This window comes from Pseudomonas sp. C9D1 (assembly GCF_056491235.1).
This window is the reverse complement of record NZ_JBSZIE010000002.1, coordinates 1,176,529-1,191,089: the sequence shown is the minus strand read 5'-3', so window position 1 is coordinate 1,191,089 and position 14,561 is coordinate 1,176,529. Positions and strand designations below refer to the sequence as shown.

14 protein-coding genes and 1 pseudogene are annotated in these 14,561 nt (G+C 66.7%); 10 read left to right on the top strand and 5 right to left on the bottom strand.

The genetic code is table 11. The annotated features are described in order from the left end of the window. The first annotated feature begins 126 nt into the window (after positions 1–126). Positions 127–879 carry a DUF599 domain-containing protein gene (locus ACXI0U_RS13765; RefSeq protein WP_021216856.1) on the top strand — a complete coding sequence of 251 codons (753 nt, stop codon included), beginning with the start codon at positions 127–129 and terminating at the stop codon, positions 877–879. After that, positions 876–1,265 carry an MAPEG family protein gene (locus tag ACXI0U_RS13760; protein WP_021216857.1) on the top strand — a complete coding sequence of 130 codons (390 nt, stop codon included), beginning with the start codon at positions 876–878 and terminating at the stop codon, positions 1,263–1,265. Before ACXI0U_RS13765 ends, ACXI0U_RS13760 begins: the two co-directional genes overlap by 4 nt. Before the next feature lie 91 nt (positions 1,266–1,356). Here the strand turns inward: ACXI0U_RS13760 and ACXI0U_RS13755 are convergent, their stop codons facing one another. Beyond that, positions 1,357–1,647, bottom strand: a complete 291-nt coding sequence (locus ACXI0U_RS13755) for a hypothetical protein (protein WP_479550406.1) — start codon at positions 1,645–1,647, stop codon at positions 1,357–1,359. 133 nt (positions 1,648–1,780) lie between these two features. Beyond that, the gene (locus tag ACXI0U_RS13750) at positions 1,781–2,011 is read right to left on the bottom strand and encodes a hypothetical protein (protein ID WP_184490808.1); all 231 of its coding nucleotides are present in this window, start codon (positions 2,009–2,011) and stop codon (positions 1,781–1,783) included. Between the two features lie 136 nt (positions 2,012–2,147). On the opposite strand from ACXI0U_RS13750, the gene ACXI0U_RS13745 reads away from it, so the two are divergent. The 4 genes from ACXI0U_RS13745 (at position 2,148) to htpG (ending at position 6,371) form a co-directional block, all read left to right on the top strand. Next, entirely contained in the window at positions 2,148–2,603 is a 456-nt protein-coding gene (locus ACXI0U_RS13745; protein WP_479550405.1) for a PaaI family thioesterase, read from the top strand. After that, the gene (locus ACXI0U_RS13740) at positions 2,600–3,043 is read left to right on the top strand and encodes a PaaI family thioesterase (RefSeq protein ID WP_021216861.1); all 444 of its coding nucleotides are present in this window, start codon (positions 2,600–2,602) and stop codon (positions 3,041–3,043) included. Before ACXI0U_RS13745 ends, ACXI0U_RS13740 begins: the two co-directional genes overlap by 4 nt. Before the next feature lie 47 nt (positions 3,044–3,090). Next, a complete protein-coding gene (locus ACXI0U_RS13735) occupies positions 3,091–4,338 on the top strand; it encodes an MFS transporter (RefSeq protein WP_374981575.1) in 1,248 nt (415 codons plus the stop codon). Between the two features lie 134 nt (positions 4,339–4,472). Beyond that, positions 4,473–6,371, top strand: a complete 1,899-nt coding sequence (gene htpG, locus ACXI0U_RS13730; RefSeq protein WP_043245698.1) for a molecular chaperone HtpG — start codon at positions 4,473–4,475, stop codon at positions 6,369–6,371. Between the two features lie 194 nt (positions 6,372–6,565). Here the strand turns inward: htpG and ACXI0U_RS13725 are convergent, their stop codons facing one another. Both ACXI0U_RS13725 and ACXI0U_RS13720 read right to left on the bottom strand, forming a co-directional pair. Continuing rightward, positions 6,566–7,153 carry a hypothetical protein gene (locus ACXI0U_RS13725; protein ID WP_184490811.1) on the bottom strand — a complete coding sequence of 196 codons (588 nt, stop codon included), beginning with the start codon at positions 7,151–7,153 and terminating at the stop codon, positions 6,566–6,568. Further along, a complete protein-coding gene (locus ACXI0U_RS13720; RefSeq protein WP_263403575.1) occupies positions 7,150–7,752 on the bottom strand; it encodes a hypothetical protein in 603 nt (200 codons plus the stop codon). Before ACXI0U_RS13720 ends, ACXI0U_RS13725 begins: the two co-directional genes overlap by 4 nt. 264 nt (positions 7,753–8,016) lie before the next feature. Here ACXI0U_RS13720 and ACXI0U_RS13715 point away from each other — a divergent pair, with 264 nt between their 5' ends. The 4 genes and pseudogenes from ACXI0U_RS13715 (at position 8,017) to ACXI0U_RS13700 (ending at position 13,596) form a co-directional block, all read left to right on the top strand. Further along, positions 8,017–8,742 (top strand): dienelactone hydrolase family protein, encoded by a 726-nt coding sequence (locus tag ACXI0U_RS13715; RefSeq protein ID WP_374981574.1) that lies wholly within the window; start codon positions 8,017–8,019, stop codon positions 8,740–8,742. Between the two features lie 150 nt (positions 8,743–8,892). Then, positions 8,893–9,513: pseudogene (locus ACXI0U_RS13710) on the top strand (MHYT domain-containing protein); the annotation flags it as partial. 43 nt (positions 9,514–9,556) lie between these two features. After that, positions 9,557–12,592, top strand: a complete 3,036-nt coding sequence (locus ACXI0U_RS13705) for a PAS domain S-box protein (protein WP_479550404.1) — start codon at positions 9,557–9,559, stop codon at positions 12,590–12,592. Next, complete coding sequence (locus ACXI0U_RS13700) at positions 12,589–13,596, top strand: HD-GYP domain-containing protein (protein WP_479550403.1); 1,008 nt, start codon at positions 12,589–12,591, stop codon at positions 13,594–13,596. Before ACXI0U_RS13705 ends, ACXI0U_RS13700 begins: the two co-directional genes overlap by 4 nt. A 64-nt stretch (positions 13,597–13,660) precedes the next feature. Here the strand turns inward: ACXI0U_RS13700 and panB are convergent, their stop codons facing one another. Next, entirely contained in the window at positions 13,661–14,491 is an 831-nt protein-coding gene (gene panB / locus ACXI0U_RS13695) for a 3-methyl-2-oxobutanoate hydroxymethyltransferase (RefSeq protein ID WP_479550402.1), read from the bottom strand. Positions 14,492–14,561: the final 70 nt, after the last annotated feature.

Here is a 14,561-nt window from a genome sequence, read left to right as displayed (position 1 = left end):
CCATAGGAAAATGGGTTCGCGGCGCGCAATCGTCACCATGGGGTGTCTTCCACGGGGCCTGGTGGCGTTAGCTGCCGTTTCCATTTCCCCGGACCCCAGCCGGCCACGAACCGGCGCAGGACATCCATGAACGACATCTCCGAGCTGATCGACTTCCACGCCCTGTGGAACCTGCTGGCCATCCTCTGGTTCACCCTCTGCTGGGGCGGCTACACCCGCTACGCCACCTGGAAGGGCAGGGACACCCCTTGCCTCGCCTCCGTCATGCACCTCTACCGCGAAGACTGGATGCGCCGCCTGCTGCTGCGCGACAACCGCATCGCCGACGCCAGCGTGATCGGCAATCTCGAGCGAAACGCCTCGTTCTTCGCCTCCAGCACCCTGATCATCCTCGCCGGCGTGCTCACCGTGCTCGGCTCTACCGACCGCGCCGTCTCGATCCTCGCCGACCTGCCCTATGTCGAGCCGGCCAGCCGTGGCATGTCCGAACTCAAGCTGCTGGCCATCGCCGTGGTGTTCGTCTACTCGTTCTTCACCTTCAGCTGGTGCATGCGCCAGTACAACTTCGCCGCCGTGCTGGTGGGCTCGGCGCCGATGATCGGCGAGCGCAACGTCGGCGAGCAGGAGCGCAAGGACTTCGCCACGCGCACCGCGCGGGTCATCTCCCTCGCCGCCAACCAGTTCAACCTGGGCTTGCGCAGCTACTACTTCGGCCTGGCCATGCTCGCCTGGTTCATCAATCCCTGGTTCTTCATGCTGATCACCGCGGGTGTGGTTTTCGTGCTGTACCGACGCGAGTTCCACTCCGCTGTGCTAGAGGTGATGGTGTACACCCCGACGACACAGGCGGTGGAACCGCCGAAGGAGAAAAACGAATGAGTATTCCGTTCTGGTGCGTATTCTTCGCTGCCCTGCTGATCTACATCGCCAAGATTCCCGTGGCCAGGGCCATGAAGGAGGAGGGTGGCGGCTATGACAATCACCACCCCCGGGCTCAGCAATCCCGTCTGACCGGCTTCGGCGGTCGCGCGCTGGGGGCGCACCTCAACAGCCTAGAAATCTTCCCGCTGTTCGCCGCCGGTGTACTGATGGCCCATACCACAGACACCCGTGGCTGGCTGATCGACCTGCTGGCGTTGGTGTTCATCGTCTCCAGGGTGATCTACCTGTTCCTCTACTGGAACGACATCCACCTGCTGCGCAGCCTGGTATGGGTCGTCGGGCTGGTCTGCTGCCTGCTGCTGATGCTCAGCCCGGTGCTTTGATCACGCTGTTCATCGGCCACTGAAGGCACCTCGCAGATACAAGAAGGCCCGCATCATGCGGGCCTTTGCGTTATGGCGATTGCTGCGCGGCTCACTTGCCGTCGATGGCGTCCTTGGCTTCGTCGCCGGCACCTTCCACGGCATCGCCGATATCGTCGGCGGCATCTTCTGCCTTCTCGCCCGGGGTAGGTTCGTGGCCGGTGAGCTGATCGGCCTTCTGCTCGGCCGCCTCGCCACTTTCCTTGGCGGCATCCCCCAGGGAGTCCATCGCTTCGGACGCCGACTCCTTGGCCGACTCCATCTTGTCTTCCGGGGTTTTTTCGCAGGCTGCCAGGCCCAGGGTAAAGGCCAGCATCAGGGCATAGGAAAGGGTCTTGCGCACGGTGTTTCTCCTGGTTCGACATGGATCGGGTGAGTGGCTTCACCTCGTGCCGTTTTGGAGCCCAGGCGTTTCGCTTTAGTTCCTCGGTATGCCGCCAGCCCCCGGGGTAGCAGGGGCTGGCGGAGAGCGGGGGTTACTGCTGGCCGCTGGGCTGGCCGCCCTGGGGAGCGGGCTCGGGAGCGGTGGTGGGGGCGGCCGGGGTCGGTGCCGGTGCCGGGGTCTGCGGTGCACCGCTGGGGGCCGGCTGGGTGGCGGCGGGCGGGGTTTCGCTCGGCTGCGCAGCCTTATCGTCGGCCGGCTTGTCGCAGGCGGCGAGGCCCAGGCTGGTGGCGATCAGAAGCGCATAGGCATAGGACTTGTGCATGGGAATTCTCCTAGGTCTTGGTGGTTGCACGACGACCTTTCGAGCCTCCCTGGCCCTCGAAGTTCAGCCGGATCGCCCCAGCGGCGGGCCGCGCGGTATCATGCGCGCCTTCACGCCAACGCCATGGAACCACCGGATGAGCGACAACCCCATTCTCGACAACGCCCAGCGCTTCCTCTCGGTGCTGCGCCACTGCCAGGTGCTCGGCCTGCGGGTACAGAGCGCCGACAGCAAGGGCCTGACCCTGTGCCTGCCCTACAGCGAGCAGATCATCGGCAACCCGGAAACCGGCGTCATCCATGGCGGCGCCATCACCACCCTGATGGACACCACCTGCGGCATCTCCACCGTCTGTGTGCTGCCCGAGTTCGAGATCTGCCCGACCCTCGACCTGCGCATCGACTACATGCACCCGGCCGAACCGAACAAGGACGTCTACGGCTTTGCCGAGTGCTACCGCGTCACGCCGAACGTCATCTTCACCCGTGGCTACGCCTACCAGGACGACCCCGAACAGCCCATCGCCCACGTGGTCGGCGCCTTCATGCGCATGGGCAAGCCCAGCCAGCTGAAGAAGGGAGGTGCGGAATGAAGCTCGACCTCGACGCCCTGGTGCGCGAAGCCCACGACAAGAACGACTACGACTCGCTGGTGTGCCTGATCCCCTACGCCAAGCTGCTGGGCATCGAATGCCTGCGCCTGGGAGAGGACATGGTGTTCCGCCTGCCGGCCAACAAGGACAACATCGGCAACCCGACCCTGCCGGCCATCCATGGCGGCGTCATCGCCGGCTTCATGGAGCATGCCGCGATGCTCCACCTGCTGATGTTCATGGGCATCCCACATTTGCCCAAAATCATCGACTTCTCGATAGATTACCTACGCGCCGGGCACTATCGTGACACCTTCGCCACCTGCCAGGTCTGGCGACAGGGGCGCCGCGTCGCCAACGTCGCCATCACCGCCTGGCAGACCAACCAGACCGAGCCCATCGCCACCGCCCGTGCCCACTTCAAGGTCGACGAACCCTGACCCGTGGCCGGGCACCATGCGCCCGGTCCTGCATCAAGGAATCCTGGATGGATGCACTACTGATCCTCGGCGGGCTGTTGCTGATCCTCGCCGGTCTCGTCTGGCTGGTCATGCTCGCCTTCGGTACCAGCCTGCTGTGGGGAATCGGCAGCCTGTTGCCGCCAATCACCCTCGGCTATATCGCCGCGCACTGGCGCACCGCGCGCAAGGCGGTGATGCTCGTTGCCCTCGGCTTCATCCCGCTGATCGTCGGGCTGACCCTGCTGGCCTACAGCGACCCCGAGCGCCTGCACGCCATCGTCAACCTCGAATGGCTCAAGGGCGAACGCCGGGAGCCCAGCGAACTGGCCATCCACCTGCGTGGCGAACTCAACGGCCAGCCGTTCCAGCCGCAACAGGCGGAACTCATCGACGGCGTGTTGAGCCTGCGTGAAGGCCAGGACTTCTTCGCACGGCGCGAGGTGAGCATCCGCCTGGCGCAGCAACCCGAAGGCGAGCTGCGCCTGGACGTGCTGCCCGAAGACCCCGGCAGCAAGCCGGAAGTGGAAATCAGCTGGCTGCTGCCGGAGCAGGAACTGCCCGAAGCGCGACGCCTGGCCAAGGGCTACACCCTGCACCTGGACCTCAAGCGCCAGGGCCCGAACGTGCTCGCCGGTGCCTTCCACCTGGTGCTGCCGCCGCAGTTCAAGACCACCCTCAGCGGTGAGGTCGAACTGTTCACCGATCGCCTGCGCTACCAGGACGGCCAGGTCGACCTGCGCCACGATTCCGTGGACACCCTGCAGCATGTCGCCCGTGACTACCTGCAGCGCCGTTTCGCCACCCGCAACGTCGAACTTGCGCGGCTCCCGGCGGTAAGCCTGCCGGCACGGGAACTGGAGCTGGAAGTGGACGCGCGCATCGACGGCAGCGCCCAGCACCTGCCGTTGCAGTTCACCCGCAGCGACCTGCGTGGCTGGGCCATCAAGGGCGACCGCTTCCCGCCGCTGCCCAGCGTGCAGGCCAAGGCCGAAACCGCCGGCGCCGAGCCCGAGGTCGCACCTGCCGAGCGCCCCTCGCGCCCGGCCGATCGCCGCCTGCGCTTCTCCCTGGAGCGCCTGTTGAACAACCCCAACCACTACCAGAATCTCACCATGCGCGTGCAGACCCAGCGTGGCAGCCTGGCGGAAGGGCGCTTCAACGGCATCAACGCCGATGGCCAGATCATCATCCGCCGCAACATCTCCGGGCAGGGCGAGGCCAGCTTCGTGCTGCGCCCCGAAGAAATCGCCCGCATCGAGCTGCTCGAACCCTGAGCCATCCCGCCACGACCGCCTGCCCAGGCGGTCGTCGGCCGTCTCCGTGCAAGCCCTTGAAATTGAACAGCTAGCCCCCATCTGGGTGACATCCGCCGCAGTCGCGGCCTAATCATCCGTGGAGTTAGATGACCATGAGTGTGGAGACTCAAAAAGAAACCCTGGGCTTCCAGACCGAAGTGAAGCAACTGCTTCACCTGATGATCCATTCCCTGTACTCGAACAAGGAAATCTTCCTGCGCGAGCTGATCTCCAACGCCTCCGACGCCGCCGACAAGCTGCGTTTCGAAGCGCTGGCCAAGCCGGAGCTGCTCGAAGGCGGCGCCGAGCTGAAGATCCGCGTGAGCTTCGACAAGGACGCCAAGACCGTCACCCTCGAAGACAACGGCATCGGCATGAGCCGCGATGAAGTCATCGCCCACCTCGGCACCATCGCCAAATCCGGTACCGCCGATTTCCTCAAGAACCTCTCCGGCGACCAGAAGAAGGACTCGCACCTCATCGGTCAGTTCGGCGTGGGCTTCTACTCCGCATTCATCGTCGCCGACAAGGTCGATGTCTACAGCCGCCGTGCCGGCCTCGCCGCCAGCGAAGGCGTGCACTGGTCGTCGAAAGGCGAGGGTGAGTTCGACATCGCCAGCGTCGAGAAGGCCGAGCGCGGCACCCGCATCGTCCTGCACCTGAAGAGCGGCGAAGAAGAGTTCGCCGATGGCTGGCGCCTGCGCAACGTCATCAAGAAATACTCCGACCACATCGCCCTGCCCATCGAGCTGCCGAAGGAACATCACGGCGAAGACGCCCCGGCCGAGGTCGAGTGGGAAACCGTCAACCGTGCCAGCGCCCTGTGGACCCGTCCGCGCACCGAGGTGAAGGACGAGGAGTACCAGGAGTTCTACAAGCACGTCGCCCACGACTTCGAAAACCCGCTGTCCTGGAGCCACAACAAGGTCGAAGGCAAGCTGGAATACACCTCGCTGCTGTACGTCCCGGCCCGTGCGCCGTTCGACCTGTACCAGCGTGAAGCGCCCCGTGGCCTCAAGCTCTACGTGCAGCGCGTGTTCATCATGGACCAGGCCGAGCAGTTCCTGCCGCTGTACCTGCGTTTCATCAAGGGCGTGGTCGACTCCAACGACCTGTCGCTGAACGTCTCCCGCGAAATCCTCCAGACCGGCCCGGTGGTCGACTCCATGAAGTCCGCGCTGACCAAGCGCGTGCTGGACATGCTGGAGAAACTGGCGAAGAACGAACCCGAGCAATACAAGGGCTTCTGGAAGAACTTCGGCCAGGTCCTCAAGGAAGGCCCGGCGGAAGACTTCGCCAACAAGGAGAAGATCGCCGGCCTGCTGCGCTTCGCCTCCACCAGCGACGAAAGCGGCGAGCAGAGCGTCTCCCTGGCCGACTACATCGGCCGCATGAAGGAAGGCCAGGACAAGGTCTACTTCCTCACCGGCGAATCCTACGCCCAGGTGAAGAACAGCCCGCACCTGGAAGTCTTCCGCAAGAAAGGCATCGAAGTGCTGCTGCTCACCGACCGCATCGACGAGTGGCTGATGAGCTACCTCACCGAGTTCGACGGCAAGCACTTCGCCGACGTGGCACGCGGTGACCTCGACCTCGGCAAGCTGGACTCGGAAGAGGACAAGAAGGCCCAGGAAGAAGTCGCCAAGGCCAAGGAAGGGCTGGTCGAGCGCCTCAAGACCGCCCTCGGCGAGGAAGTCTCGGAAGTGCGCGTCTCGCACCGCCTGACCGACTCCCCGGCGATCCTCGCCATCGGCGAACAGGACCTCGGCCTGCAGATGCGCCAGATCCTCGAAGCCAGCGGCCAGAAGGTCCCGGATTCCAAGCCGATCTTCGAGTTCAACCCGGCCCACCCGCTGATCGAGAAACTCGATGGCGAGCAGGACGAAGACCGTTTCGGCGAGCTCTCGCACATCCTCTTCGACCAGGCTGCCCTGGCCGCTGGCGACAGCCTCAAGGACCCGGCCGCCTATGTGCGCCGCCTCAACAAGCTGCTGGTGGAACTCTCCGCCTAAGGCTTGCAAGGCTTAAGAACAAGGCCCGCATCAGCGGGCCTTTTTCATGGGCGCAGAATGACGGTGCCCTTCGTCGGGTGGGTAGAGCGCAGCGAAACCCACCATTGCAAAGCCCCAGGCTCACCTATTCGCCGGCACATCACCCCAAACGAAAAAAGGCCCGCAAGTGCGGGCCTTTTTCATGGCGCGGGCGTTCAGAACACGCCGTTCTTGCTGGCGTCGAGGATGGTCGCCTTGTTGTTGTCGTAGTGGATCTGGTTGATCTTGCTGAAGGGGTTGGCGACCACGACACCGGGGAACAGCAGGATCTGCATCCAGGTGCGCACGCTGTCCTGCTTGGTCACCTCGGCCAGCACCTTGCCGTCGCGGTTGCGGTAGGTGGTCTGGGTGATCACGCGATCTTCGGCGGTGGACGGTATCACCATCAGGGTCAGGCCACTGATGAAGGCCAGCGCCATGCTGCCGTGGCCGTCGTTGGTCACCTTCACTTCGGCGGTGATGTCGGCGTCGCCGAAGCCTTCGTTGACCGAGGAGAATAGGTTGGATTCCTTGTACGCCTTGCCGGTGATGTCGGACCAGGCCTTCACGGTGGCCGGCTGCACGGCGCCATCGACGTCGTTCATCTTGACCTTGCCTTCCACCACGTAGCGCAGCGAGGGCTTCTGTTCCTTGGCTTGCGGCCAGGTGCCGAGGTCAGCGGTTTCGCCCGAGCGGAAGCCGGCGCAGCCGGTGAGCAGGGCCAGGCCCAGGAAGAGGGTGGTGATACGCAGGAACTGGGTCATTTGGTTTGTTTTCCAAGATCGGATTGGTATTGGTCGAGCAGGTCGGCAACGGCGCTCTGGCGCTCGGGGCTGCCGTTCACCGGGCCCATGGAATAAAGCGAGATGCTGCGCTCGCCGTATTGGCGGGTCTGGTAGCTGTGCAGCAGCTTGCCCTGGGCATCGCTCACCTGGAGGCGGCCACTGACGTTGGATTCGTCGATGTGGGAGGTGCCGCCGAACCAGATGTAGCCGGTGAGGGTGACCAGGGCGAAGGGGAAGTAACCGCCATAGGGACGACGGTGGACGTTGTAGGTGTCGAAGCTGAACGACAGCACCTGGTCATCGGCCGCGAGGGTCTGACCGGGCATGCGCACGTTGCTGAAGCGGTTGCTGGCCTTCAGGTAGTTGCCCAGGCTCAGGGTCATGCCGCTGGACTGGGTCTGCCCGGCATTCCACTTGACGAAGGTCTTGTCGGTCACTTCGACCGGGGCCAGGGCGACGCTCTGCTGGGCAGGGCTGGCGGCTTTGTCGGGGGCGGGGAAGTCGGTGCCCTGGGGCACGGTCACGCAGCCACCCAGCAGGGACAGGGAAAGAAGGACAGCGGCGAAAGGCCCCTTCATATCACGCTCCTTGTGAGAAGAATTTGGTTGGAAATCATCGGTGCCGGAAAACCGGCGGCGGGATGATGCCGTTCTGATGGCGCAATCGCAAGTCGCCGTTCCGTTCTTGCCCCCGAAACGCGATCGGTCCCGCAGTTCCCGGGCCGAGCAATCGTCAGCCAATCCGTGCGTTCGCCGCCAAGCACGGCTAAGCTCCTGCGCTTGGGCCAGAAGCCCCAGGCCAGAGCGGACGGCCGATCCCATCCACGGTAAACGAGGTGATCCATGAGTCAGATCCGCGCCCACGCCATCAGTTATGAAGTCGACGGCCAGGTCTTCGAGGGGCAACTGGTCTATGACCCCAATGTCGAAGACCCGCGGCCGGCCCTGCTGATGGCGCCCAACTGGTTCGGCATCACCGACAGCGCCATCGACACCGCGCGCCAGGTGGCCGAGGAGAGGAGGGTGGTGCTGGTGGTCGACCTCTACGGTGCCGGGGTGCGGCCTGCCGATGCCAACGAAGCGGGGGCCGCGATGGCGCCGCTCAAGGCAGACCGCCAACTGCTGCGCCGGCGCATGGTCGCCGCGCTGCAGGCCCTGCGCGAACAGCACGCGGTGAATATCGACCCGGCCCGCCAGGCCGCCTTCGGCTTCTGCTTCGGTGGCACCTGTGCCCTGGAGCTGGCCCGCGCCGGCGCCGACCTCAAGGCCTTCGTCTCCTTCCACGGCGCGCTGGACACGCCCGACCCCGCCGACGCCAAGCGCATCAAGGGCGCGGTGCTGGTGCTCGACGGCGCCTCCGACCCGCTGGTGCCCCGTGAGCAGCTGCCGGCCTTCGCCGCCGAGATGAGTGCCGCCGGGGTGGACTGGCAACTGCTCAGCTACGGTGGCGCCGTGCATTCATTTACCGACCCCGAGGCCAAGCGCCCCGGCGTGGCCGAGTACAACCCGCGGGTCGCCCGGCGGGCCTTCGCGGCCATGGATGCATTGCTGGACGAAGTCTTCACCTGACCGGCCGGACAGGTGGTTTTGCATTCGCACGCGGATGATGGCATTTTGCCGGTCATGCGCGCATATCCACTGGCCGGCCCGACATTGACTGACGGGCCGCGACCGTGTTGATTCTCCAGATGCCCGCCCCGCCCGCGAGACCCGGATTCGATGCCCGATCTGTCCCCGTTCTTCTTTGATGCCAACCAGCCCAGCCTGCTGGTCTTCGGCCAGCACGACCCCTGGATGGTGCTGCTGTCGGTCCTGATCGCCATCTTCACCTCCGGCATGGCCCTGCAACTGGCCGGCGTCGCGCGCCTCAGCAGCAGCCGCCTGTATCGCCAGGTGGCCATCATCACCGGCGCCGCCGCGCTGGGCGGTGGCGTCTGGGCCATGCACTTCATCGGCATGCTGGCCTTCCAGCTGTGCGCCGCGGTGCGCTACGACCCGGCCGTCACCGTGCTCTCGGTGCTGCCCAGCCTGTTCGCCTCCTGGGTGGCGCTGAACCTGCTGGCGCGCAACCAGGTCAGCGCCGTGCAGTTCATCGGCGGCGGTGTGCTGGTGGGGGCCGGCATCGGTGCCATGCACTACAGCGGCATGGCGGCGATGCAGATGGCCCCGCTGCTGCGTTACGACCCCTGGGGCTTCGCCCTGTCGATCCTGGTGGCGGTGGTGCTGGCGATCATCGCCCTGTGGGTGCGCTTCGGCCTGCGCCGCCACCTCGGCGGCGTCCCGGCCATCGTCGTCAGCGGCACGGTGATGGGCCTCGCCATCGCCGGCATGCACTACACCGGCATGGCGGCGGCGCGTTTCAGTCGGCACCGAGGAGTTCGCCATGCCCCAGGGCGTGCGCGGCAGCTTCTACCTGGCGCTGGCCGTGGCCATGGCCACCATTTCCCTCAGCGTGTTCGTTGGTGCCGCCAATGGCCTGCTGCGCTATCGCCACCTGTTCCGCGAGCTGGAGGCCGGGCGCAGCCACCTGTCCTCGCTGCTGGACGCGGCCTTCGAGGCCATCTTCACCATCGACGACGAAGGCGTGGTGCGTTCGGTCAACCACGCGGTGCTCGGCCTGTTCGGCTGGCCCCCCGAGGAGCTGATCGGCCAGCACATGAGCGTGCTGCTGCCCAGCGCCTACTCACGGGACCTCGAACGCGCGCTGGAGCAGTACCGCAGCACCGGCGAGAGCCGCCTTTCCGGCTCCGAGCTGGAGCTGGTCGGGCTGACCCGTGATGGCCGCGAGATCCCCGTGCGCCTCAGCCTCGGCGTCTCCCACCGCGAGGGCCGGCCCTGGTTCGTGGTCTTCGTCGCCGACATCAGCGAGCGCAAGGGCATGGAGGCCGCCCTGCGCGACAGCGAGCAGCAGTACCGCTCGCTGATCCGCAACATCCCCGGCGTGTCCTTCCGCTGCCTCCTGGACGACGACTGGACCACCCTGTTCATCAGCGACGCGGTGGAGCGCCTCACCGGCTGGCCGGCCGATGACTTCATCGCCCGTCGATGCACCCTCGCGCAACTGGCCCACCCCGACGACCGCGAACGTGTCGCCGACGAGGTCTACGCCGCCGCCCGCAAGGGCCGCAGCTATGTGGTGGAGTACCGCCTGCTGGACCGCGCGGGCCAGGAGCACTGGGTATGGGAAAGCGGCAGCGTCGAACTCGACGACCAGGGCCAGGCGCGCTGGGTCGATGGCGTGCTGCTGGACCAGACCGAGACCAAGCTGCGCAACGCCGAGTACGAAGGCAAGGTCAACGCCATCAGCAAGGCCATGGCGATGATCGAGTACGACCTCGATGGCCACGTGCTGGAGGTCAACGAAAACTTCCTCGACCTCTTCGGCTATTCCCGCGAGGAGCTGCTCGGCCAGCACCACGGCCTCTTCTGCGACCCCGAACTGGTGGCCAGCGAGCGCTATGCCCGCTTCTGGCAGGACCTGCGCCAGGGCATGTTCCGCTCCGGCGAATACCGGCGCTTCGGCAAGGGCGGCCAGGACGTGTGGATCCAGGCCACCTACAACCCGATCCTCGACGCCGACGGCCGCCCCTTCAAGGTGCTCAAGCTGGCCACCGACCTGACCCCCCGGCGGATCATGGAGCAGGACCTGCGCAACGCCCGCGATCGTGCCGAACAGGCCGCAGCGGCGCGCAGCAGCTTCCTGGCCAACATGAGCCACGAGATCCGCACCCCGATGAACGCCATCATCGGCTTCTCCGAACTGCTGCTGGACACACCGCTGAGCGAGAGCCAGCGCCGCCACCTGCGCACCGTGCAGCACTCCTCGCGCTCGCTGCTGGGGCTGCTCAACGACATCCTCGACACCGCCAAGCTGGATCGCGGCGCCATCGAGCTGGAGCACCTGGACTTTTCCCTGCGCGAGCTCTGCGAGCAGGTCTGCGCGGCCCAGCGCCTGGGCGCCGAGAAAAAGGGCCTGGCGCTGCACCTGGAGTACGCCGCGCACCTGGGTGACTTCTTCAAGGGTGACGCGCTGCGCCTGCAGCAGGTGATCACCAACCTGCTGGGCAACGCCGTCAAGTTCACCGAGCGTGGCCAGGTGCGCCTGGTGGTGGACGGAGCCCCCGGCGCCCTGCGCTTGGCCATCCACGACACCGGCATCGGCATCGCCGAGGACCGCCTGGAAAAGATCTTCGACCCCTTCGCCCAGGCCGACGCCTCCATGAGCCGGCGCTTCGGCGGTACGGGCCTGGGCACCACCATCTCCCGGCAGCTGGTGGAACTCATGGGCGGGCACATCCGCGTGCAGAGCCGCGAAGGCGAGGGCAGCGTATTCACAGTCGAGGTCCCCCTCGGCCGTGGCGCCCAGGTGCGCCAGGGCGAGCAGCGCCCGGTGGCGATCCCGCAGCTGCCGCGCCTGCGCATCCTCGCCGCCGACGACGTGGCGCAGAACCTCGAACTGCTGGAGATCAACCTCAAGCGCCTCGGCCACGAAGTGAGTGGCGTCAGCGACGGCCGCGCGGCTGTCGAGGCCTTTGCCGCGCAAACCTTCGACCTGGTGCTGATGGACGTGCAGATGCCCGGCATGGACGGCCTGGAAGCCACCAGCCTGATCCGTGGCTTCGAACGCCGCGAAGGGCGCCCGCCGGTGCCCATCATCGCCCTGACCGCCAGCGTGCTCGACCGTGATCGGCAGAACGCCCTCGATGCCGGCATGAACGGCTTCGCCAGCAAGCCCCTGGACGTGCCCGAACTGGTGGCTGAAATGGCGCGCCTGCTGGAGGGCCGACAGGCCGTCGTCATCGACACCGTGCCCCTGGAACGCGAGGTGGCCGCGCTGTTCGACTGGAACCGCGGCAAGGACCTCTGGGGCGGCCCGGTGCAGATGGCCGCCGCCATCGCCCGTTTCCTCAAGGAGCAGGACGACCTGCTCGCCCAGCTGCGGGCGGCGCTGGAACGCCAGGCCCTGGCGGATGTGGCGGCCATCGCCCACCGCCTGCGCGGCGCCGCCGCCAACCTCGGCCTGGGCCAGATGGCCAGCTGCGCCGGTGACCTGGAGCGTTGCGGGCTGTCCGGCAAGGTGGCCGAGCTGGAGCCGCTGCTGCACACCCTGGAGCGGGTGCTGGACACGGTACGCGACGCGCTGCCGCTGTTCCCCGGCAGCGCCGCGGTGCCGGCCGCCTCGGGCCCGGTGGACCTCACCCCCCTGATCCAGGCCGGCCGTGCCCTGGCCCAGGAACTCGCCCGTGGCGGGCTCGACGACGCCGCGCTGGAGACCCTGCGCCAGGGCCTGGAAGGCCGGCCCGGGCATTCGCGCTTGCAGGACCTGCAGGGCGCCATGGATGATTTCGACTTCGACCAGGCGCTGCGGCACCTCCACGACCTGCTGGCCTGGCTCGAAACGGGAGAGATTTCCGCATGACCGCTACCCCCCCGGACAACCGCCTCTGCCTGCTGCTGGTGGACGACGAGCCCACCAACCTCCAGGTGCTGCGCCACATCCTCCAGGACGACTACCGCCTGCTGTTCGCCAAGGACGGGGCCAAGGCCCTGGAACTGGCCCAGCGCGAGGCGCCGGACCTGGTGCTGCTGGACGTGATGATGCCGGGCATGACCGGCCACGAAGTCTGTGCGCGGCTCAAGGCCGACGAAGCCACCACCTCCATCCCGGTGATCTTCGTCACCGCCCTGGCCGATGTCGAAGACGAAGCACGCGGCTTCGAAGTGGGCGCGGTGGACTACATCACCAAGCCGGTGAGCCCGCCCATCGTCCGTGCGCGGGTGCGCACCCACCTGTCCCTGGTGCGCCTCGACGAGCTCAAGCAGACGCGCCTGCAGATCGTCCAGCGCCTCGGCCTGGCCGCCGAATACAAGGACAACGAGACCGGCCTGCACGTCATCCGCATGAGCCACTACGCCCGCATCCTCGCCCGCGCCCTGGGTTGGAGCGAAGCCGCCTGCGAAGACCTGCTCAACGCCGCACCCATGCACGACGTCGGCAAGATCGGCATCCCCGATGCAGTGCTGCGCAAGCCCGGCAAGCTGGACGATGACGAATGGGTGGTGATGCGCGAGCACGTGCGCATCGGCGCCGAGATCATCGGTGAGCACCCAAGCGGCCTGCTGCGCATGGCCCGCAGCATTGCCCTGACCCACCACGAGAAATGGGACGGCAGCGGCTACCCCAATGGCCTGCGGGGCGAGGAGATCGCCATCGAAGGGCGCATCGTCGCCATCGCCGACGTCTTCGATGCCCTTACCAGCGAGCGCCCCTACAAGCGGGCCTGGTCGGTGGAGGACGCCATCGCGCTCCTGCGCGAGCAGAGCGGCAGGCACTTCGATCCGAGCCTGGTGGAACTGTTTATCAGCCAGATGCCGGCCGTCCTGGAAGTGAAGGAGCGCTGGGCGGAAGGGCGGGTGGTATAGCCGCCGCCGGCACGCAGTCGCGTAGGGTGGGCCGGGCGGCGCTCCGCTTCGACCCACCGCCGCTTCACCCCGAAACAGCCTTCACGCCAAAGCAATGCCCCGGCTCCGGGAAGCGCCCCGCGCGCACGTCCCCTGCATAGACAGCCAACGCTTGCTCGATGCTGGGCGCCAGCTCGGCATAGCGTTTGACGAAGCGCGGCTGGTAGTCGCCGAACAGGCCCAGCAGATCCTCGGTCACCAGCACCTGGCCGTCGCAGGCGGGGGAGGCGCCGATGCCGATGGTGGGGATCTCCAGCTCCTCGCTCAACTGCCGCGCCAGGGGCTCGGCGGTGCCCTCGATGACCACGGCGAAGGCGCCGGCCGCCTGCATCGCCAACGCATCGCGGCGCACCCGTTCGGCGCCGGCCGCATCGCGCCCCTGGGCCTTGAAGCCGCCCATGGTGTTGACCTGTTGCGGCATCAGCCCGATGTGGGCCAGCACCGGCACGCCCCGGCTCACCAGGAAGGCCACGGTGGCGGCCATCTCCTCGCCGCCTTCCAGCTTCACCGCCGCGGCGCCGGTCTCGCGCAGCAGCCGCGCGGCGCTGACAAAGGCCTGCTCGGGGCTGGCCTGGTAGCTGCCGAAGGGCAGGTCCACCGCCACGCAGGCGCGGCTGGAACCGCGCATCACCGCCTGGCCGTGGGCGATCATCATCTCCAGGGTCATGCCCAGGGTGCTGGGCATGCCGTAGAGCACCATGCCGACGGAGTCGCCGACGATGATCAGGTCCGCGTGGGCATCCACCCAGCGCGCCATGGGCGTGCTGTAGGCGGTCAGCGACACCAGGCTGCCGGCGCCCTTGCGCTGGCGGATGGCCGGGACCGTGAGGCGGGTGACGGGGGCATGGGTGCTCATGGGGGACTCCTGGGCAGTGCACGGATTGGCGTGGCGCAGGCTACCATCGGCGTTTTCCCGCTCACTTGAG